Annotated in this window: 21 protein-coding genes and 1 riboswitch; of the genes, 16 read left to right on the top strand and 5 right to left on the bottom strand. The window is 68.4% G+C overall.

Features of this window, described 5'->3' with window-relative positions:
- The first annotated feature begins 83 nt into the window (after positions 1 to 83).
- From CVV72_RS38990 to CVV72_RS39025, 8 genes are all read left to right on the top strand, one after another.
- Complete coding sequence (locus tag CVV72_RS38990; RefSeq protein ID WP_034323487.1) at positions 84 to 809, top strand: DivIVA domain-containing protein; 726 nt, start codon at positions 84 to 86, stop codon at positions 807 to 809.
- Between the two features lie 86 nt (positions 810 to 895).
- Entirely contained in the window at positions 896 to 1,513 is a 618-nt protein-coding gene (locus CVV72_RS38995) for a DUF177 domain-containing protein (RefSeq protein WP_219149567.1), read from the top strand.
- 72 nt (positions 1,514 to 1,585) lie between these two features.
- Positions 1,586 to 1,768 (top strand): 50S ribosomal protein L32, encoded by a 183-nt coding sequence (gene rpmF / locus CVV72_RS39000; RefSeq protein WP_005160412.1) that lies wholly within the window; start codon positions 1,586 to 1,588, stop codon positions 1,766 to 1,768.
- Positions 1,769 to 1,783: 15 nt separating this feature from the next.
- Entirely contained in the window at positions 1,784 to 2,530 is a 747-nt protein-coding gene (rnc, locus tag CVV72_RS39005) for a ribonuclease III (protein WP_219149569.1), read from the top strand.
- A gap of 134 nt (positions 2,531 to 2,664) precedes the next feature.
- Positions 2,665 to 3,525 (top strand): bifunctional DNA-formamidopyrimidine glycosylase/DNA-(apurinic or apyrimidinic site) lyase, encoded by an 861-nt coding sequence (gene mutM / locus CVV72_RS39010; protein WP_219149571.1) that lies wholly within the window; start codon positions 2,665 to 2,667, stop codon positions 3,523 to 3,525.
- 67 nt (positions 3,526 to 3,592) lie between these two features.
- Positions 3,593 to 4,033, top strand: coding sequence for a helix-turn-helix domain-containing protein (locus tag CVV72_RS39015; protein WP_034323476.1), 441 nt, complete (start codon positions 3,593 to 3,595; stop codon positions 4,031 to 4,033).
- Entirely contained in the window at positions 4,034 to 4,597 is a 564-nt protein-coding gene (locus CVV72_RS39020) for a hypothetical protein (RefSeq protein WP_219149573.1), read from the top strand.
- Positions 4,594 to 5,784 (top strand): MAB_1171c family putative transporter, encoded by a 1,191-nt coding sequence (locus tag CVV72_RS39025; RefSeq protein WP_219149575.1) that lies wholly within the window; start codon positions 4,594 to 4,596, stop codon positions 5,782 to 5,784. The genes CVV72_RS39020 and CVV72_RS39025 overlap by 4 nt, the downstream gene beginning before the upstream one ends.
- 63 nt (positions 5,785 to 5,847) lie before the next feature.
- Here the strand turns inward: CVV72_RS39025 and CVV72_RS39030 are convergent, their stop codons facing one another.
- From CVV72_RS39030 to CVV72_RS39045, 4 genes are read right to left on the bottom strand one after another with little or no spacing between them, the layout of a single operon-like run.
- Complete coding sequence (locus tag CVV72_RS39030; RefSeq protein WP_219149577.1) at positions 5,848 to 6,195, bottom strand: DoxX family protein; 348 nt, start codon at positions 6,193 to 6,195, stop codon at positions 5,848 to 5,850.
- A gap of 27 nt (positions 6,196 to 6,222) precedes the next feature.
- The gene (locus tag CVV72_RS39035; protein WP_219149579.1) at positions 6,223 to 6,912 is read right to left on the bottom strand and encodes an ABC transporter permease; all 690 of its coding nucleotides are present in this window, start codon (positions 6,910 to 6,912) and stop codon (positions 6,223 to 6,225) included.
- Positions 6,909 to 7,796, bottom strand: coding sequence for an ABC transporter ATP-binding protein (locus CVV72_RS39040; RefSeq protein WP_219149581.1), 888 nt, complete (start codon positions 7,794 to 7,796; stop codon positions 6,909 to 6,911). The genes CVV72_RS39035 and CVV72_RS39040 overlap by 4 nt, the downstream gene beginning before the upstream one ends.
- Positions 7,793 to 8,170, bottom strand: a complete 378-nt coding sequence (locus CVV72_RS39045; protein ID WP_034323460.1) for a GntR family transcriptional regulator — start codon at positions 8,168 to 8,170, stop codon at positions 7,793 to 7,795. Before CVV72_RS39045 ends, CVV72_RS39040 begins: the two co-directional genes overlap by 4 nt.
- A 164-nt stretch (positions 8,171 to 8,334) precedes the next feature.
- Here CVV72_RS39045 and CVV72_RS39050 point away from each other — a divergent pair, with 164 nt between their 5' ends.
- The 3 genes from CVV72_RS39050 (at position 8,335) to aspS (ending at position 11,602) form a co-directional block, all read left to right on the top strand.
- Positions 8,335 to 8,658 carry a PadR family transcriptional regulator gene (locus CVV72_RS39050; protein ID WP_034323457.1) on the top strand — a complete coding sequence of 108 codons (324 nt, stop codon included), beginning with the start codon at positions 8,335 to 8,337 and terminating at the stop codon, positions 8,656 to 8,658.
- A complete protein-coding gene (locus CVV72_RS39055; protein WP_219149585.1) occupies positions 8,655 to 9,881 on the top strand; it encodes a DUF1700 domain-containing protein in 1,227 nt (408 codons plus the stop codon). The genes CVV72_RS39050 and CVV72_RS39055 overlap by 4 nt, the downstream gene beginning before the upstream one ends.
- A 467-nt stretch (positions 9,882 to 10,348) precedes the next feature.
- Positions 10,349 to 11,602: an aspartate--tRNA(Asn) ligase gene (gene aspS / locus CVV72_RS39060; RefSeq protein WP_219149587.1), complete on the top strand. Its 1,254-nt coding sequence runs from the start codon at positions 10,349 to 10,351 to the stop codon at positions 11,600 to 11,602.
- Positions 11,603 to 11,655: 53 nt separating this feature from the next.
- Here aspS and CVV72_RS39065 read toward each other — a convergent pair whose 3' ends face one another.
- The gene (locus CVV72_RS39065) at positions 11,656 to 12,180 is read right to left on the bottom strand and encodes a general stress protein (protein ID WP_034323444.1); all 525 of its coding nucleotides are present in this window, start codon (positions 12,178 to 12,180) and stop codon (positions 11,656 to 11,658) included.
- Positions 12,181 to 12,407: 227 nt separating this feature from the next.
- Between CVV72_RS39065 and CVV72_RS39070 the strand changes: the two genes are divergently transcribed.
- The 5 genes from CVV72_RS39070 (at position 12,408) to CVV72_RS39090 (ending at position 17,212) form a co-directional block, all read left to right on the top strand.
- On the top strand, positions 12,408 to 13,772 hold the full coding sequence (locus tag CVV72_RS39070; protein WP_219149589.1) for a glutamine synthetase family protein: 1,365 nt from the start codon (positions 12,408 to 12,410) through the stop codon (positions 13,770 to 13,772).
- On the top strand, positions 13,753 to 14,466 hold the full coding sequence (locus CVV72_RS39075; protein ID WP_219149591.1) for a gamma-glutamyl-gamma-aminobutyrate hydrolase family protein: 714 nt from the start codon (positions 13,753 to 13,755) through the stop codon (positions 14,464 to 14,466). The genes CVV72_RS39070 and CVV72_RS39075 overlap by 20 nt, the downstream gene beginning before the upstream one ends.
- Positions 14,463 to 15,827 carry an aldehyde dehydrogenase gene (locus CVV72_RS39080; protein ID WP_219149593.1) on the top strand — a complete coding sequence of 455 codons (1,365 nt, stop codon included), beginning with the start codon at positions 14,463 to 14,465 and terminating at the stop codon, positions 15,825 to 15,827. The genes CVV72_RS39075 and CVV72_RS39080 overlap by 4 nt, the downstream gene beginning before the upstream one ends.
- Positions 15,827 to 16,594, top strand: coding sequence for a 3-oxoacyl-ACP reductase (locus CVV72_RS39085; protein ID WP_125786634.1), 768 nt, complete (start codon positions 15,827 to 15,829; stop codon positions 16,592 to 16,594). The genes CVV72_RS39080 and CVV72_RS39085 overlap by 1 nt, the downstream gene beginning before the upstream one ends.
- Before the next feature lie 243 nt (positions 16,595 to 16,837).
- Positions 16,838 to 17,212, top strand: a complete 375-nt coding sequence (locus CVV72_RS39090) for a hypothetical protein (RefSeq protein WP_219149595.1) — start codon at positions 16,838 to 16,840, stop codon at positions 17,210 to 17,212.
- A gap of 123 nt (positions 17,213 to 17,335) precedes the next feature.
- Positions 17,336 to 17,429: riboswitch (glycine riboswitch) on the top strand.
- The last annotated feature ends 121 nt before the right edge of the window (positions 17,430 to 17,550 follow it).

A 17,550-nucleotide genomic window follows, 5' to 3' on the forward strand; every position in this document is an offset into this window, starting at 1 on the left:
CTTTCACCCCTTACGGCGGTGATGAGGGCAAACTGATCTCAGGGAATGTGGGGATCGCTGTAGCAGTAGGTAGGGAGTGGGCCGTGTACCGGGTTTTCGAGGCGCTGGACGAGCTCGTCACCATCGTGGAGGAAGCCCGCGGCGTGCCGATGACCTCCAGTTGTGTCGTCCCGCGGGGCGACACCCTGGAACTGCTCGACGACATCCGCGACGCGCTGCCGGGCGAGGTGGACGACGCCCAGGACGTCCTGGACAAACGTGATCAGCTGATCCAGACCGCCCGCACCGAAGCGGCGGAGACGATCACCACGGCGAACACCGAGGCCGACCGCACGGTCGCCGACGCGCAGGCCGAGGCCGAGCGCATCCTCGCCGACGCCCGCGCCCGCGCCGAGCAGATGATGAGCGACGCGCACGCCGAGGCCGAGCGCATGGTCGCCGCCGGGCAGGCCGAGTTCCAGAACCTCACCGACCGCTCCCGCGCCGAGTCGGAGCGGATGATCCAGGCAGGCCGGGACGCCTACGAGCGCGCCATCGAGGACGGCCGCGCCGAACAGGCCCGGCTCGTGGCCCAGACCGAGGTCGTCCAGGCCGCGCACGGCGAGGCGGCCCGCATCGTCGACGAGGCGCACGTCGAGGCCGACAAGCAGCGCGGCGACTGCGACGCCTACGTCGACGGGAAGCTGGCCGAGTTCTCCGAACTGCTGGCGACCACGCTGCGGACGGTCGACTCCGGGCGCAACCACCTGCGGTCCCCGGTCAATCTGCCGGGCAACAGCCGGACGTCGCTGTACGACTACCAGTCCTGATCGCTCAAGTCCGTGAAGGCCCCCTTCACGGACTTCACCGACCGCGCCCGAAAGTGAGTGGCGGGGCCTGCGTACCCTGGTGACCGATGTCTGAGAACAAGTCGCCGCAGGCCAGGCCTGCGCAACTGGACGACCGGAGCCCGTGGGTGCTCGACACCCGCGAACTCGGCCGTCATGCCGGCCTGAGCAAGGCCGTCCAACGCTCGATCCCCGTCGAGACCGCGCTCGGTGTGCCCGACGTCATCACCATCGACGCCGGCTCCACCCTCGAACTCGACCTGATCCTCGAGTCCGTCGTCGAGGGCGTGCTCGTCAGCGGCACGGCGTCCGCCGTCGCGACGGGGCACTGCTCGCGGTGCCTCGACCCGATCACCGAGGACGTCGAGGTCGACCTGACCGAGCTCTTCGCCTACCCCGGTTCCGCGACCGAGGAGACCACCGACGAGGACGAGATCCCGCGCCTGGTGGACGACCGGATCGACCTCGAGCCGACGGTCCGTGACGCGGTGGTGCTGGCGCTGCCGCTGGCCCCGCTGTGCGCCGAGGACTGCCGGGGACTGTGCATCGAATGCGGTGTCAAGTGGGCCGATCTCGAGCCCGGTCACGGGCATGAGAAGATAGACCCTCGGTGGGCCGCGCTGGTCGATCGTTTCGATGACGAAACGGGCGATGACCAGGCCGATGGCCCCGGAAAGCAAGCCTGACGAGCACCAGCTCGTTCCGGAGAAGCAAGTTCGCTCGCGACCGCGGGCAGACCGTCTGAAGGAGATCTACTCGTGGCCGTCCCGAAGCGGAAGATGTCGCGATCCAACACCCGCGCGCGCCGCAGCCAGTGGAAGGCGGCTCCGGTTCAGCTGGTGCCCTGCTCCAACCGCGCCTGCAAGCAGCCGAAGCTCCAGCACATCGCGTGCCCGGCCTGCGGCCAGCACAACGGTCGCCAGGTCGTCGAGCCCGCCTGATCGGCAGCCGACGACATGGGGGGCAAAGCTGCCGGTGGACCACCCGCGGACCCCGCACCACTGCTCGAAGCTCTCGGGATCACGATCGAACCCGAGCTGCTGACGCTGTCGCTGACCCACCGTTCTTATGCCTATGAGAACGGTGGGTTGCCGCCGAACGAGCGTTTGGAGTTCCTGGGCGACGCGGTGCTGGGCCTGGTCGTCACCGACCACCTCTACAACACCCATCCCGAACTTGCCGAGGGACAGCTCGCGAAGCTCCGGGCCAGCGTGGTCAACATGCACGCACTGGCCAGGGTCGCGCGCGGTCTCGGTGAGGGCGGGCTGGGCAAGCATCTGTTGCTGGGCAAGGGCGAAGAGCTCACCGGCGGCCGGGACAAGGCGAGCATCCTCGCCGACGGGCTCGAAGCCGTCATCGGCGCCGCGTACCAGCAGCACGGCATCGACGTCGCGCGCAAGCTCGTGCACCACCTGTTCGACGGCCTGCTCGCCGAGGCACCGCTGCGTGGTGCCGGCCTGGACTGGAAGACCAGCCTCCAGGAGCTGACGGCGTCGGCCGGGCTCGGCGTGCCCGAGTACAAGGTCGAGGACACCGGGCCGGATCACCGCAAGGAGTTCTCCGCCACCGTCCTCGTCGGCGGGCGTGAACTCGGCTACGGCTCGGGAACGACCAAGAAGGAAGCCGAGCAGAAGGCCGCCGAGACGGCCTGGCGACAGCTTTCGGCCGAGCTCGGCGTGGACCAGCCGCCGAAGACGACCTGAGTCCTCACCGTAGGGACGGTTCAGTAACGCCAGCACGCATCCGCCGCCCGTCGGCGGATGCGTGCTTTCGGCTTGCCGGTATCGGTTCCTGGCCGTCCTCACCACTCGCGAGGGCCGGTGGGAGAATCGACGGTATGCCCGAACTCCCCGAGGTCGAGGTGGTCCGTGCCGGGCTCGAGGCGCATGTCTCTGGCCGGACGATCACCGAGGTCGAAGTTCTCCACGCCCGCGCGATCCGCCGCCACGAACTCGGTGCCGAGGACTTCAGCGGACGGCTTTCCGGGGTGAAGATCACCGCCGCCCGCCGCCGCGGCAAGTATCTGTGGCTGGAGCTCTCCGACGGCCAGGCCATGCTCGCGCATCTCGGCATGAGCGGCCAGATGCTCGTCCAGCCCGATGACGCACCCGACGAGAAGCACCTTCGGGTGCGCTTCCGCTTCGCCGACAACGGACCGGAGTTGCGCTTCGTCGACCAGCGGACCTTCGGAGGGCTGGCGCTCGCGGAACTCACCGAGGTCGACGGGACGGCGTTGCCGGGCACGATCGCGCATATCGCCCGAGACCCGATGGATCCGCGGTTCGACCTCGACCAGGCCGTCCGCGCGCTGCGGTCGAGGCGGACCGAGCTCAAACGCGCCCTGCTCGATCAGACCCTCGTCTCCGGGATCGGCAACATCTACGCCGATGAAGCGCTTTGGCGGTCCAAGCTCCACTGGGCCCGCCCGACCGACCGGCTCACGACGGCCCACGGCCGCGCCGTGCTCACCGCCGCCAGTGACGTGATGGCCGAGGCGCTGGTCGCCGGCGGGACGTCGTTCGACGCGCTCTACGTCAACATCAACGGCGAGTCCGGCTACTTCGACAGGTCGCTCGACGCCTACGGCCAGGAAGGGCTGCCCTGCGGCCGGTGCGGGACGGCCATCCGGCGCGACCCCTTCATGAACCGTTCGTCGTTCTCCTGCCCGCGGTGCCAGCCGAAGCCGCGCGTGAGGTGAAAACTGTCGTGTACGCCGTGGGCGCCGCGTCAACTAGCATGAACGCGCACGACATGTAGGGAGTGGGATGGTGGCCGCGACCGAGCCCGGTAAGACGACGCTCGCCGAGAAGATCGACAAGCTGTTCCAGATCGTGCTGAGACCCGATCGCGAGCCGTACAGCCACGAGGAGGTCGCCAAGGCCTGCCGCGAGGCGACCGGCGAAAGCTTCTCGACGACGTACCTGTGGCAGTTGCGCACGGGGCGCCGGGACAATCCGACGAAACGCCACCTCGAGGCGCTCGCGCAGTTCTTCGGCGTCTCGCCCGCGTACTTCTTCGACGACGAGCAGAGCGCCAAGATCGCCGAGGAACTCGCGCTCCTCGGCGCCCTTCGCGACGCTGGCGTCCGCGACGTCGCTCTGCGGGCCGTAACACTTTCCCCCGACGGACTCGACACCATCAGCGACATGATCGACGCGATCGCCCGCAGGGAATCCGGACGGGGCGGCCCGAAGAAGGAGTCGTGAGTGGACCGTCGTCGTAAGGAGTTGTGGCGCCGCTGCCGGAGTCTCGCCGACGGCGTCAGCCTTCCCGAACCCTTCGACGCCGAGTCCTTCGTCGCGGAACTGGCGGCCGAACGCGGCCGTCCCATCGAATTGATGCAGGTCAGCGTCCCTTCCAGCGGCCCGTGCGGACTGCTGATGAGCACGGAGCGCGCGGACTACATCCTCTATCCGACCAACACCACCGCCCTGCACCGGCGGCATATCCTGCTGCACGAGGTCGGTCATCTGCTGTGCGGCCACGTCGGTTCGGACGCCGGGGCCGACGGGATCGTGCTCGATGCCGCCGCCGGAAAGACCCTCATGCCGAACCTTTCGCCCGAACTCGTCCGCCGTGTCCTCGGCCGCACGGGATACAGCGCCGTCGAGGAGCAGGAGGCCGAATTGCTCGCCAGCCTTCTCGCGCGCCGCGTCGCGCGGACGTCGGGCCGCGGCGCCCCGCGTCCCGACGAGAGCGGGAGCGATCTCGCCGGAGGGATGGCCAGGGTCGACGACCTCTTCGGCAGCCGGAAACGGCGTCTGCCGTGACCGAAACCATCGCGTACTTCTGCTGCGTGGTGGCCTTCGCGGGCTTCGGCTACAAGCTGATCCAGGCCCGCCATACCCAGCCGTCGCGGCGGATGTGGTTCCTCAGTGGTTTCGGAATGTGCATCGCGGGCGGCATCATGCTGCTCACCCCGGCCATGGAGAACGCCGTCGGTGTCGAAGAACCCGTCGGGAGCCTCCTGAACCTGGCGGCCGACCTCCTCAAGATCGGCGCGATGGCCTTCGCGGTCGCGTTCGCGCGTTCGCTGAAACTGGGGGAGGGCAAGCGGATCGGGTGGCACGCGTGGTTGTCCTGGGCCGTCGTGGCCGCCGAAATCGTGCTCTTCCTCCTCTCCGGCAGCCACCGCGTCGGCGAGCACACGGCCGCCGGGCCGGGTGGGCTCGGCTGGTTCGTCGCGTACAACGTCCTTTTCCTCGTCTACGGTCTGATCAGCCTGCTGACCTTCTCGATCATCTTCGCCCGCTTCGCGCGTCATGCCGATCCCGGTCCGCTTCGCATCGGGTTGTGGCTGCTCGTCGGTGGCGGGGTTTCCGCGCTGGGCTGGACTTTCTGGGACGTCGACGACATCTACATCCTCGCTACCACCGGTGCGGTCGACGCGGGGGAGGACACCTTCTCGGCGATCCTGGCGGCGTTGAGCGTCGGGCTCGCCGGGGCGGGTGCGACGCTCAGTGTGTGGGGACCCGCGCTGGCCACGCCGTTCCGGCTGATCGGCGCGTACCGGACGTACCGCCGGATCGAACCGTTGTGGGCCGCGCTGCGCGAAGCTGTCCCGGGAATCGCGCTGGATCCGGGCCCCGGTATGCCGGGCGGCGTCGAATTCGCCTTGTACCGCAGGGTCATCGAGATCCGGGACGGCCATCTCGCGCTACGGCCCTACTTCGATCCGGAGGTCCCGCCGGTCGCGGAAGCCGAAGCACGCAAGGCGAAGATCCCCGAAGCCCGGATCGCCGCGACGATCGAGGCCGCGGCCTTGGCCGCCGCGCTCGTCGCCGCCGAGGCGGGCCGCCGGTACGCCCCCGACGACGTTCCGGCGACCTACCTCGACGAGCCGGACATCGCCACCGAAGCGGCGTGGCTGGCAGAGGTCACGCGAGCCTGGCGGCGATCCCTCGTGGTCGGACGCATCCGGGACCACGCCCGCGAATCCGCAACTCGCGTGCTTTGAGCCGTAACTCGCGTGCTTGAAGGCGTAACTCGTGTATGACGCCTTCAAGCACGCGAGTTCCGCCTAGACGATCGCGGTGACGGCGGCCGCCGCCGAGACCAGCGCGAGCCAGACCGGCGGGACGACGTCCTTGATCCCGTCGCCCGCCCGCACGTGGGAGACCGCCGCCCCGATGAGCAGGGCCACCAGGCCGATCGCCGCCGCGACCCCGAGCGGCCGCCAGAAGAACCCGGCCACCAGGCCCGCCGCTCCCGCGAGTTCGAGCGCGCCGATCCCCTGGATCGCCCGGACCGAGAAGCCGAGCCTCTCGGTCCGGGAGACCAACGCCTGCTGACGCAGGATCTTCGCCACCCCCAGCACGGCGAAGATCGCGGCCAGCAGCACCGACAGCACCACATGAGTTACGGCCATGACGGAACTCCTTGGTGTATAAGGGTTTCAGACCGTGACGCGGCGCATCGTGGCGAATCCGCCGGCACCCGCGACGCAGACCAGCAGGGCGAGCACCCCGGACACACCGCCGACGGTCAGCGTGCTGAAGAACGTGCCGAGCTTCGGCCAGGAATCGGTCCAGCTGAGCAGCAGCACGCCGCCCAGCAGCACCAGGACCTGCGCGGCGCCGAACAGGACGACACCCACCACCGCGGCGCGCCGGTAGATCAGGCCGTACCACATGCCGTAGACGAACATCAGCGTCAGGAACACGAACGACGTGAGCAGGGTCAGGTACCAGGGACCGTCGAGCAGCCAGGGCACCCGGAAGTAGTTGAGGCCGAGCCCCCAGCCGCCGGTCGCGTTCTCGATCGCCTGGAACACGACGATCCCCACCGCGTACAGCGCGGACAGACCGGCGACCAGCAGGATCGTGCCCAAGTAGTACGACCGCCTCGACACGCCCAGCGCGAGCCCGAACGGCAGCGACTTCGTCATGCTCAAGGCGCCGCAGACGAGCATGAACACGTACAGCGTGAACAGGCCGCCGGAGTAGTTCTCGTTCGGTGTTTCGGGGAGCAGCGAGAAGATCGCGAGGTTCACCCCGAAGGCGAAGAACGTGATGCCGACCGGGAGGACGACGTATTGGAGCCGGTCCACCAGGTGGTAGCGCGCGACGTTGAGCAGGGTGTTCATGCGGACGCCTCCTCTGCGGTCTGTCCGTTGGAGGTGTGCACCATCAGCTGCTGCAAGGAAAGCGGCTCGAGCTTCAAGTGCAGGGCCTTCGCCTTCGCCTTCGAAGCGGCGTCGAGCGCGTCGGCGACGGTGACCGAAGCCCGCGAACCGATCTTGCGGCGATGCAGCACCCGGCGCCCGGTGACGAAGTCGTCCACCGCGAGGGCGGGGCCCGAGACCGTGACGGCCGAGCCGCGCAGTTCGTCGGCGGGCGCGTCGAGGACGACGCGGCCCTTGTCGATCATCACCACGTGTTCCAGCAGATCGGCCACTTCGTCGATCAGGTGCGTGGAGAGCAGAATCGTGCGCGGATGGGTCGAATAATCATCGAGCAACCGGTCGTAGAACAGCTGGCGTGCGACGGCGTCGAGGCCCGCGTACGGCTCGTCGAGCAGCGTGAGTTCCGCGCGCGCCGCGAGCCCGATCGTGATGGACAGCGCCGAGCGCATCCCTCGCGAGAGCTTCTTGATCGGGCGCTTCGTCGGCAGATCGAAATCGCGGAGCAGGGTGTCGGCGAGTTCCGCGTCCCAGTTCGGATAGAACCACGACGCGGCCGAAAGCGCGTGCCGCACCTTGAAATCCGGGAACTGCTGGTCTTCGCGGACCAGCACCAGGCGCTTCAGCACCCGCTCGTTCTCGACCGGGCTCTCGCCGAACACACGGACCGAGCCCGCACTGGCGAACTCCTGCGCGGTGACGATGCGCAGGAAAGTGCTCTTGCCCGCGCCGTTGCGGCCCAGCAGGCCGGTGATCTTGCCTTCTTCGATGTCGATCGAGACATCGCCGAGCGCGAGATGGTCGCCGTAGCGCCGGGTCAGGCCGGTGGTCGAAATGGTCGGCGTCATGCGGCGGGTCCTCCGTTCCGGTGTCCGTTCCCGCGGATGAGCGAGATCAGGGTCTCGTCGTCGATGCCGAGGCGCCGCGCTTCGCTGAGCATCGGGTCGAGGTACTGCTCGGCGAACCGTTGCCGCCGATCGGTGAGCAGCTTCTGCCGCGCGCCGGCGGCGACGAACATGCCGATCCCTCGCCGTTTCTCGAGCAGGCCGTCATCGGCGAGCACGTTGATTCCCTTGGCCGCCGTCGCCGGATTGATCCGGTAGAAGGCGGCGAGTTCGTTGGTTGACGGCACGCGTTCCCCCTCGGCCAGGCTTCCCTCGGCGATGTCGTCGGCGATCTGTTCGGCGATCTGCACGAACAGGGGTGTTCCTTCGTCGAGCACGACACCTCCGTTCCCAGTCTTCGTGCACCCGTGCCGGGTGCAGTGGTTCATTACTGGACTAAGTAACCCATGAACCACCCGGTCGGCGCAAGTCGCCTCTGCCGTGCGCACTACTGTGCAATGCGTGGTACCTTCTGTTGCGTAAGACTGGGAGGGACGCGACTGTGGAGATCAGTCAGCTACTTAAGGGCGTGCTGGACCTCGCCGTTCTCGCCGTGCTTCGCGGAGAGGACGGCTACGGCTACGACGTGCTTCGAAGACTTCGCATCGCGGGGTTGCAGGAAGTGGGCGACGCTTCGGTGTACGGGACGCTTCGGCGCCTGTACAAGGCAGGCCTGCTGACGTCCTATGTGGTGCCGAGCGAGGAAGGCCCGCACCGCAAGTACTACAGCCTCAACGAGCCGGGTCGCCAGCGGCTCGAAGAGTCGGGGCAGACCTGGCGGACTTTCGCCACGACGATGAACAGCCTGTTGGGAGAGGCAGCATGAGCACGCAGAATCCGACCGCCGTGCGGGTGTATCTGGCGAGGGTCAGGAGCGCGCTCGCCGACCTGCCCGAGAGCGAAGTCGAGGAAATCCTCGAAGACGTCCGGCCCCACCTCGCCGAGATGGAGGCGGAACTGGGGGACAACCCCAAGGTCGACGCCCTGATCGAGCGGCTGGGCAGCCCCGAAAGCTATGCCGCCGAACTGCGGGCGTCCGGTGGGTACCCGCCGCGTCCGGCCGACGCGGGTGACAAGACCACCGTGCTGAAGGTGAAGACCGGGATCGGTGGGGCGCGGTTCGCGTTCTGGGGCCTGGTGTTCTCGGTCGGGGGCTTCGCGCTGTTCGGCTTCGCCGCCGCGGTGTGGGTCCGGGTGGATCCGTTGCTGGGCCTGCTTTTCGTCGCGCCCGTGCTCGCGATCAGCGTCGCCTACGTGGTCCGGAAGGGAGTCGCCCCGATCGCGGAACTGCCCGAGGTGGTCAAGCTCCGCGAGATCGCGACCTCGTTCCAGAAGGACCGGAACAGCAAGGGGCTGAACTACTTCCGCACGCTCAAACCGGCGTGGTGGGTGCTGTGCGCGGCGGTGCTGGTCGTCTTCGGCCTGCTGCTCGTGCTCCGCGACACCGAAGCCGTGCTTCTCCTGCCGCTGATGCTGCTGGCGGCCGTGGCCGTCGTCTGGGCGGGCCCGAAGCTGAAGGCCGACCGGCGGCTGCTGTGGCTGGCCGTGCCGATCTCGGCGTTCGTCATCGGCAGCATGCTCGGTGGTGCGGGTGCGGCGGTCGACCTGATCGCTAAGCGGTCCTACGGCGGTGGTTCCTACAACGGCTCCTATGGGCCGAGCTACAACGACAGCTACGGGAACCCGCAGCTGACGTACGGCAGCCAGGACGTGGAGAACATCTACGCGTTCGACGCCGAGGGTAAACCGCTGACCGAGATCTACCTCTACGACGAGAACGGCCGCCCGCTCAGCACGACCCGGTACGCCTGCGAGCGGAGCACGGGTGAGAAGCGGAGGATCGGCGACGACAACCGCTATCCGCGTCCGCGTCTCGAACGGGGAGTCCAGGACCACGACGGAAACCTCAACGGCTACAACGGTTACCGCAGCTACTGTCTGGAAAGGACGGACGTGCCGTTCAGCGCGGCGATCCCGAAGATCACCCCGGCGCCGCCTTCCACGACCGCCCAGGCGCCGCCGTCGAACTCCACCCAGCCGACGCGCTAGGTGGCCCGGGTGGAGGCGGACGTCGGGGGCCGCCTCCACCCGATTTCGTGGGTGATTCGGGACGAGTGAGGCGGCACCCTCTCGCTGTCCGCAACGTCGGGTGCAGGGTGCGGTCGCGAAGTGCGGTCGGGCCCACGAACCACCGCGTGCAGAGGACGAAATGCGGATGCGGGGTCGCCCCGAGGGGACGTAACCTCCGGGGCAACGCGTTGACGGAGACGAGTAGCCAAGGACCACGCGAGCCCCAGAGAGCCGCCGGTAGCTGGAAAGGCGGCCTCGCGCCCTTCGGTGAAGACCCTCCCGAGTGCGGGGAGGAACGGCGTCCGCGCCCCATGCCCCGCCGTCCGGCCCTCGTCACGGGCCTTCGAGGCCGCCGCTCCCTGGCGGCGGCGAAAGTGCGGTGGTACCGCGAGTTCCCTTCTCGCCCGCACTCCCAAGGGGTCGCGCACATCCGTACAGGAGTTGTGATGATCTCGCGTGTCCTCGCCGCCGACCTGCCCCGGCACGTCGGCGGCCGTGTCCGCATCGCCGGCTGGGTGCATCGCCGGCGCCGCCTGAAAACCGTCACCTTCCTGGTGATCCGGGACCGTTCCGGACTCGCCCAGGTGGTCCTCGCCGAACCTGGTGGCCCACCCGAAGAAACCGTCGTCGAGGTCGAGGGCCTCGTCACCGCGAATCCGCAGGCGCCGGGCGGGCTCGAACTCACGGAGCCGTCCGTCGGGCTGCTTTCCGAGCCCGCCGAACCACCGCCGTTCGACCTCTACCGGCCGTCGGTTCCTGCGGCGTTGCCGACGGTGCTGGACAACGCCGCCGTCGCACTGCGGCATCCGCGCTTGAAGGAGGTCTTCGAGGTCGCGGCGGCGAGCGTCGCCGGGTTCCGGTCGGTCCTGGACGGGCTGGGGTTCACGGAAATCCATACGCCCAAGATCGTTTCGTCGGCCACGGAATCCGGGGCGAACGTCTTCGGCATCGACTACTTCGGCAGGCGGGCCTTCCTCGCGCAGTCCCCGCAGTTCTCGAAACAAGCACTGGTCGGGGTTTTCGAGCGGGTGTACGAGGTCGGCCCGGTCTTCCGCGCCGAACCGCACAACACCGCGCGACATCTGGCGCAGTACACCAGCCTCGACGCCGAACTGGGTTTCATCGAGGGCCACCACGACGTCATGGCGGTGCTGCGGGAGGCCATCGCCGGGATGGCCGCCGCGGTTCCGCACGCGGAAGTCGTGGTTCCCGAGGAGATTCCGGAGATCCACTTCGCGGAAGCCCAGGGGCTGATCGCTCGGCTGTCGGAAGAGGACCCGCGGGGCGAACCCGACCTAGCGCCCGCGCACGAACGGCTGCTTTCGGAGTGGGCGCTGCGCGAACACGGATCGGAGTTCCTGTTCGTCACCGGCTATCCGATGGCGAAGCGGCCGTTCTACACGCATCCGGACCCGGAGCGGCCCGCGTACTCCAACAGTTTCGACCTGCTCTTCCGTGGGCTGGAACTGGTGACCGGGGGACAGCGACTGCACCGGCACGCGGACTACGTCGTCGCGCTGGCGGAGCGGGGTGAACCCACTGAGCCGTACCGGGACTACCTGGCGGCCTTCGCGCACGGGATGCCGCCGCACGGCGGTTTCGCGCTCGGTCTCGAACGCTGGACGGCCCGGTTGCTCGGGCTGCCCAACGTACGTCAGGCGACGCTCTTCCCGCGCGACCTGCACCGCCTGACCCCGTGAATGCCGCGAGCCGGCACCTCGTGCTGAGGTGCCGGCTCACGTGGGGGTGAAGCTCAGTGGTTGAACGCGCTCCTGGCGGCCAGGTCGGCCAGCAGGGCGCGGCCCTTCTCGGCGTTGCGCGGCTGGGCCAGGACGTCGTAACGCCGGGCGACCAGCTGGCTCTGCGAGATGAACCCGCGCTTGTTCTTGGAAGCCGCGTACCCCAGCGCGCCGAACAGCAGGTTGAACCCGATACCGCCGACGAGGCCGACGAGGATCGGCACCAGGCCGGCGCCCGGGTTCAGCAGGCTCAGCACGAGGCCGAGGAACATACCGAACATCGCGCCCGACAGCGCCGAGCTGGTCAGCACCTTGCTCCAGCCCATCCGTCCGGCGATCCGCTCGACCAGGACCGGCTCGACCCCGACGATGGTGACGTCCGTGATCGGGAAGTCCGTTCCCGCGAGGTGGTCGACGGCACGCTGCGCTTCGGAGTACGACTCGTACGAGCCGATCGGCCACCCACTGGGCATCGTCGGGAGCTGAGCCCGCCCCTGGGGCTCGGTGAACGTGGTCTGCTGCGTGAATGCCTGTGTCATTCCTTCTCACCTCTCTTGATCCGTACAACGTTCCGGGTGTGCGGATCTCCTCCCGTCCGGCGGGATTCACAGCATCTTCTCAGCCGGGCATCGCAGACAATCCGCCCAGGGATCAACTACAGTCCGCAATGGGTAACCAATCAGACCATTGGTCGAGTTGACCGCATTCGGTCGACCCGGTAGGAAGAAGCCGCAAAGGTACCGCTTCGAACCTTTAGGTGAGGCTGATGGCGAACAGGCGCGGCATGCTCACGCTGGATCGGCTCCGGGAACTGGTCGAGGACGGCACCGTCGACACGGTGCTGGTGGCGATCACCGACATGCAGGGCAGGCTGCAGGGCAAACGCTGCGCCGCCGAATACTTCCTCAACGAGGTCGTCGAGCACGCCACCGAAGCGTGCAACTACCTGCTCGCGGTCGACGTGGACATGAACACCGTCGACGGCTACGCGATGTCGTCCTGGGAAACCGGCTACGGCGACTTCGTCATGCGCCCGGACTTCGGCACGATGCGCCTGCTCCCGTGGCAGGAGGGCACCGCGCTCGTCCTCGCCGACCTCGAACGGGTGGAAGGCGGCGCCGTGGCCCCGTCGCCCCGCCAGATCCTGCGCGGTCAGCTCGACCGGCTCGCCGCACGCGGTCTCGCCGCCTACGTCGGGACCGAACTGGAGTTCATCGTCTTCGACGACACCTTCGAGTCGGCATGGGACAAGCGGTACCAGGACCTCCGCCCGGCCAATCAGTACAACGTCGACTACTCGATGCTCGGCACCGCGCGGATCGAGCCGCTGCTGCGCCGTATCCGCAACGACATGGGCGGAGCGGGCCTGTATGTCGAGTCGGCCAAGGGCGAGTGCAACCCCGGCCAGCACGAGATCGCGTTCCGCTACGCCGACGCGCTGACCACCTGCGACAACCACAGCGTCTACAAGACCGGCTCCAAGGAGATCGCCGCGCAGGAGGGCAAGAGCCTCACGTTCATGGCGAAGTACAACGAACGCGAGGGCAACTCGTGCCACATCCACATCAGCCTGCGCTCCGCCGAGGGCGAACCCGTCCTGGCGGGTGACGGCCCCGGCGGGTTCTCGCCGCTGATGGAGCACTTCCTCGCCGGTCAGCTCGCCGGGCTGCGTGAGCTGACCTACTTCTTCGCGCCGAACATCAACTCCTACAAGCGGTTCGTCCCCGGAAGCTTCGCGCCGACGGCCGTCGCGTGGGGCACCGACAACCGCACCTGCGCGCTCCGCGTCGTCGGGCACGGAGACTCGCTGCGCACCGAGAACCGGGTCCCCGGCGGCGACGTCAACCCGTACCTGGCGGTGGCCGCGCTGATCGCGGCCGGGCTGCACGGCATCGAGAACGAACTGGAGCTGGAGCCGGAGTTCCAGGGCAACGCCTACGGTTCCGGCAAGCCGACCGTGCCGACGACCCTGCGGGAAGCCGCGGCGCTGCTGGACGGGAGCGAGCTCGCCAGGTCCGCGTTCGGGGACGAGGTCGTCGATCATTACCTGAACGCGGCGAAGGTCGAACTGACCGCGTACGACGCCGCCGTCACCGACTGGGAGAGGATCCGTGGCTTCGAACGGCTCTGAGCCCCTGATCGGGCTCACCTCCTATCTGGAACCCGCGAAGTTCCTCGTCTGGGAGACCGAAGCCGCACTGCTGCACCGGGTCTACGTCGACGGGATCGTCGCGGCGGGCGGCGTCCCGGTCCTGCTGCCGCCGGTGAGCGGGGCGCACGATCGGCTGATGTCCGCCGTGGACGCTCTCGTGCTGGTCGGCGGCGCCGACGTCGACCCGGCGCGCTACGGACAGGAGCAGCACGCGACGACGTACACGAGGCCGAACCGGGACGCCTTCGAGTTCGGCCTGGTGCGGTCCGCTTTGGACACCGGGAAACCGGTGCTGGGCGTGTGCCGCGGGCTCCAGGTGCTCAGCGTCGCGCTGGGCGGCACGCTCACTCAGCACCTGCCGGACACTTTGGACAGTGCGGACCATCAGCCCGCGCCCGGGACCTTCGGCACCACTACGGTGAGGCTTGCCGAGGGCAGCCGCGTCGCGTCGATCCTCGGCGCCGAGACCAAGGTGCCGTGTTACCACCATCAGGCGATCGACCGGCTCGGCGACGGGCTGGTCCCGGTCGGCTGGGCCGCCGACGGGACCATCGAGGCGGCCGAACTGCCCGGCGGCGGGTTCGTCCTCGGCGTCCAGTGGCATCCCGAGCAGAATCCCGACGACATCAGGCTTTTCGAGGCACTCGTAGAAGCAGCGAAGGAGCGCGCATGACCACGTTCGAGGTGATCAACCCCGCCACCGAGGAGGTGGTGCGGTCGGTCGAGCCGACCTCGGCCGAGGAGACCGACGCGGCGATCGCGCGCGCGCACGAGGCGTTCCCCGCCTGGCGCGCGGTGGCCCCGGGCGACCGGGCGAGGCTGCTGCGCCGGTTCGCCGACGCCGTCGACGCCGACATCGAGAACCTCGCCGCTCTGGAGGTCGCCAACGCCGGCCACACGATCGGCAACGCGCGCTGGGAAGCGGGCAATGTCCGCGACGTGCTGACGTACTACTCCGCGTCCCCCGAACGGTTGAGCGGCAAGCAGATCCCGGTGCCCGGCGGCGTGAACATGACCTTCCACGAGCCGCTCGGCGTGGTCGGGGTGATCGTGCCGTGGAACTTCCCGATGCCCATCGCGGGCTGGGGGTTCGCGCCCGCGCTCGCCGCCGGGAACACCGTCGTGCTCAAACCCGCCGAGCTCACGCCGCTGACCGCGATCCGCCTCGGCGAACTCGCCCGTGAGGCGGGGATCCCCGAAGACGTCTTCCAGGTGCTTCCCGGCAAAGGATCCGTGGTGGGACAGCGCTTCGTGGACCACCCGGCGGTGCGGAAGGTGGTGTTCACCGGCTCCACCGAGGTCGGCAGGCAGATCATGGCCGGTTGTGCCGCGCAGGTGAAGCGGGTGACGCTGGAACTCGGCGGCAAGAACGCGAACATCGTCTTCGCCGACGCCGACCTGGAGAAGGCCGCGGCCACCGCGCCGTACGGCGTCTTCGACAACGCCGGGCAGGACTGCTGCGCGCGGTCGCTGATCCTGGTGCAGTCGAGCGTGTACGAGAAGTTCATGGAGCTGCTGGAGCCCGCGGTGAACGGCGTCGTCGTGGGGGATCCGCGGCTGGAGGTGACCGAGATGGGCCCGCTGATCTCGGCGGGGCACCACGCGAAGGTCTCGTCCTATGTGGACGACGCGGCGCCGGTCGCCTTCCGCGGCAACGCGCCCATCGGCCCCGGATACTGGTTCGCGCCGACCGTCGTCACCCCGCCGGACCTGCGGCATCCGCTGGCGTCCGAGGAGATCTTCGGCCCCGTCGTCGCCGTGGTCCCGTTCGACGGCGAGGCGGACGCGATCACCATGGCCAATCAGACGGAGTACGGGCTGTCCGGCTCGATCTGGACCCGCGACGTCGGCCGCGCCTTCCGCGTCGCGCGTGGTGTCGAAGCGGGGAACCTGTCGGTCAACTCGCATTCATCCGTCCGGTACTGGACGCCGTTCGGCGGGTTCAAGCAGTCCGGGCTCGGCCGGGAACTCGGCCCGGACGCGCTCGACGCCTTCACCGAGACCAAGAACGTTTTCATCAGCACGGAGGAATGATGGTTCAGCGTTTCGAGGGCCGCGTCGCGGTCATCACCGGCGGTAGCAGCGGCATCGGCCTCGCCACCGCGCGGCGGCTGGCGAGCGAAGGCGCGAAGGTCGTCATCGGCGACATCTCCGCCGAGGCGGGCAAGGCCGCGGCCGACGAGGTCGGCGGGCTGTTCGTGCAGGCCGACGTCACCGACGCCGAGCAGGTCGAGGCCCTGTTCCAGACCACTGTGGACACCTTCGGCTCGGTCGACGTCGCGTTCAACAACGCGGGCATCTCCCCGCCCGAGGACGACTCGATCCTCACGACGGGCATCGACGCGTGGGAGAAGGTGCAGAAGGTCAACCTGACGTCGGTGTACCTGTGCTGCAAGGCCGTGTTGCCGCATATGCAGCGGCAGGGGAAGGGTTCGATCATCAACACGGCGTCGTTCGTCGCGGTGATGGGCGCGGCGACGTCGCAGATCTCCTACACCGCGTCGAAGGGCGGGGTGCTGGCGATGAGCCGGGAGCTGGGCGTGCAGTTCGCGCGGGAGAACATCCGGGTCAACGCGCTGTGCCCGGGCCCAGTGAACACGCCGCTGCTCAAGGAGCTGTTCGCGAAGGACCCCGAGCGGGCGGCGCGGCGGCTGGTGCACGTGCCGGTCGGGCGGTTCGCGGAGCCGGAGGAGATCGCGGCTGCCGTCGCGTTCCTGGCGAGCGACGACGCCTCGTTCATCACGGCGTCGCAGTTCCTGGTGGACGGCGGTATCTCGGGCGCCTACGTCACCCCGCTCTGACGACGTCACGCATTTAGTCCTCTGAATGCGATGGTCCTCGGCTGCTCTGTCCGTGAAGGCCTCCTTGAGGGACCCAGAGTCCCTCAAGGAGGCCTTCACGGACTCGGGGGCAGGGAGCGGAAGGACGCTTTCCTCTGAATTCGTGCCGTCACTCGTCCCGGTGGCTGGGATGGCGGGCCGCTGACCTGCGCTGTAGTCCTGACAACGCGTAGCCAGCAGCCAGGACCACCCAGGAGGCCCAGCATGACCCGGCAGATGAGCACCGCCATGCGTGACTGCATCGACCTGTGCAACGAGTGCCACGTCCGGTGCGAGGAGATGATGACGCGCTGTATGGAGTTGGGCGGTGCGAAGCTCGGCATGATGATGGTGACCTGCGCGGACATGTCCCGCATGTGCGCCGACATGATGATGCGCTGCTCCGCCATGGTCGCCGACCTCGAGATGATGCGCATGTGCGCGAAGATGTGCGGCCTCGCCTCCCAGATGATGCGGATGTGCGCCGACGAGTGCGCCAAGACCGGTGACGCCGAACTCGCCGACGCCGCCGCCATGATGACGCGCTGTGCCGACCTCTGCGGCACCATCACCGCCGAGATGATGATGGAGAACGCGTAACTCGCGTGCTCGGAGCCGTCACGCGAGTGACGGCTCCGAGCACGCAAGTGACGTGCTCGGCTGGAAGTAGACGCGCGTCGAACACGCCAGGTACGGTGTGCGCACAACTTCAGACAGGGCCGTCGAGCTGGAGCGGGAGAGCCCCCACGAACGTGGTGGGGCACCGAAGGAGCAAACTCCCCGGAATCTCTCAGGTACCCACTACCGCTTCACGCGAGGCCACTCTGGAAAGCAGGCGCGCAAGTGCGTCTCACCCAAGGTGAAAGCCACCCGCAACGGTGGTGAAACTCTCAGGTGCCATGACAGAGGGGGAGTTCCCAGCGCACCGGTCTATCCGG

The sequence above is a fragment of the Amycolatopsis sp. TNS106 genome (genome assembly GCF_019330265.1).
Taxonomy (GTDB): Bacteria; Actinomycetota; Actinomycetes; order Mycobacteriales; family Pseudonocardiaceae; genus Amycolatopsis; species Amycolatopsis lurida.

What these genes read in the sequence shown, in the direction of transcription:
- CVV72_RS38995 (WP_219149567.1), top strand. Translation starts at nt 896, where the DNA reads ATGTCTGAGAACAAGTCGCCGCAGGCCAGGCCTGCGCAACTGGACGAC.
- rnc (WP_219149569.1), top strand. Translation starts at nt 1,784, where the DNA reads ATGGGGGGCAAAGCTGCCGGTGGACCACCCGCGGACCCCGCACCACTG.
- mutM (WP_219149571.1), top strand. Translation starts at nt 2,665, where the DNA reads ATGCCCGAACTCCCCGAGGTCGAGGTGGTCCGTGCCGGGCTCGAGGCG.
- CVV72_RS39015 (WP_034323476.1), top strand. Translation starts at nt 3,593, where the DNA reads ATGGTGGCCGCGACCGAGCCCGGTAAGACGACGCTCGCCGAGAAGATC.
- CVV72_RS39030 (WP_219149577.1), bottom strand. Translation starts at nt 6,195, where the DNA reads ATGGCCGTAACTCATGTGGTGCTGTCGGTGCTGCTGGCCGCGATCTTC.
- CVV72_RS39035 (WP_219149579.1), bottom strand. Translation starts at nt 6,912, where the DNA reads ATGAACACCCTGCTCAACGTCGCGCGCTACCACCTGGTGGACCGGCTC.
- CVV72_RS39040 (WP_219149581.1), bottom strand. Translation starts at nt 7,796, where the DNA reads ATGACGCCGACCATTTCGACCACCGGCCTGACCCGGCGCTACGGCGAC.
- CVV72_RS39055 (WP_219149585.1), top strand. Translation starts at nt 8,655, where the DNA reads ATGAGCACGCAGAATCCGACCGCCGTGCGGGTGTATCTGGCGAGGGTC.
- aspS (WP_219149587.1), top strand. Translation starts at nt 10,349, where the DNA reads ATGATCTCGCGTGTCCTCGCCGCCGACCTGCCCCGGCACGTCGGCGGC.
- CVV72_RS39065 (WP_034323444.1), bottom strand. Translation starts at nt 12,180, where the DNA reads ATGACACAGGCATTCACGCAGCAGACCACGTTCACCGAGCCCCAGGGG.
- CVV72_RS39070 (WP_219149589.1), top strand. Translation starts at nt 12,408, where the DNA reads ATGGCGAACAGGCGCGGCATGCTCACGCTGGATCGGCTCCGGGAACTG.
- CVV72_RS39080 (WP_219149593.1), top strand. Translation starts at nt 14,463, where the DNA reads ATGACCACGTTCGAGGTGATCAACCCCGCCACCGAGGAGGTGGTGCGG.
- CVV72_RS39085 (WP_125786634.1), top strand. Translation starts at nt 15,827, where the DNA reads ATGGTTCAGCGTTTCGAGGGCCGCGTCGCGGTCATCACCGGCGGTAGC.
- CVV72_RS39090 (WP_219149595.1), top strand. Translation starts at nt 16,838, where the DNA reads ATGACCCGGCAGATGAGCACCGCCATGCGTGACTGCATCGACCTGTGC.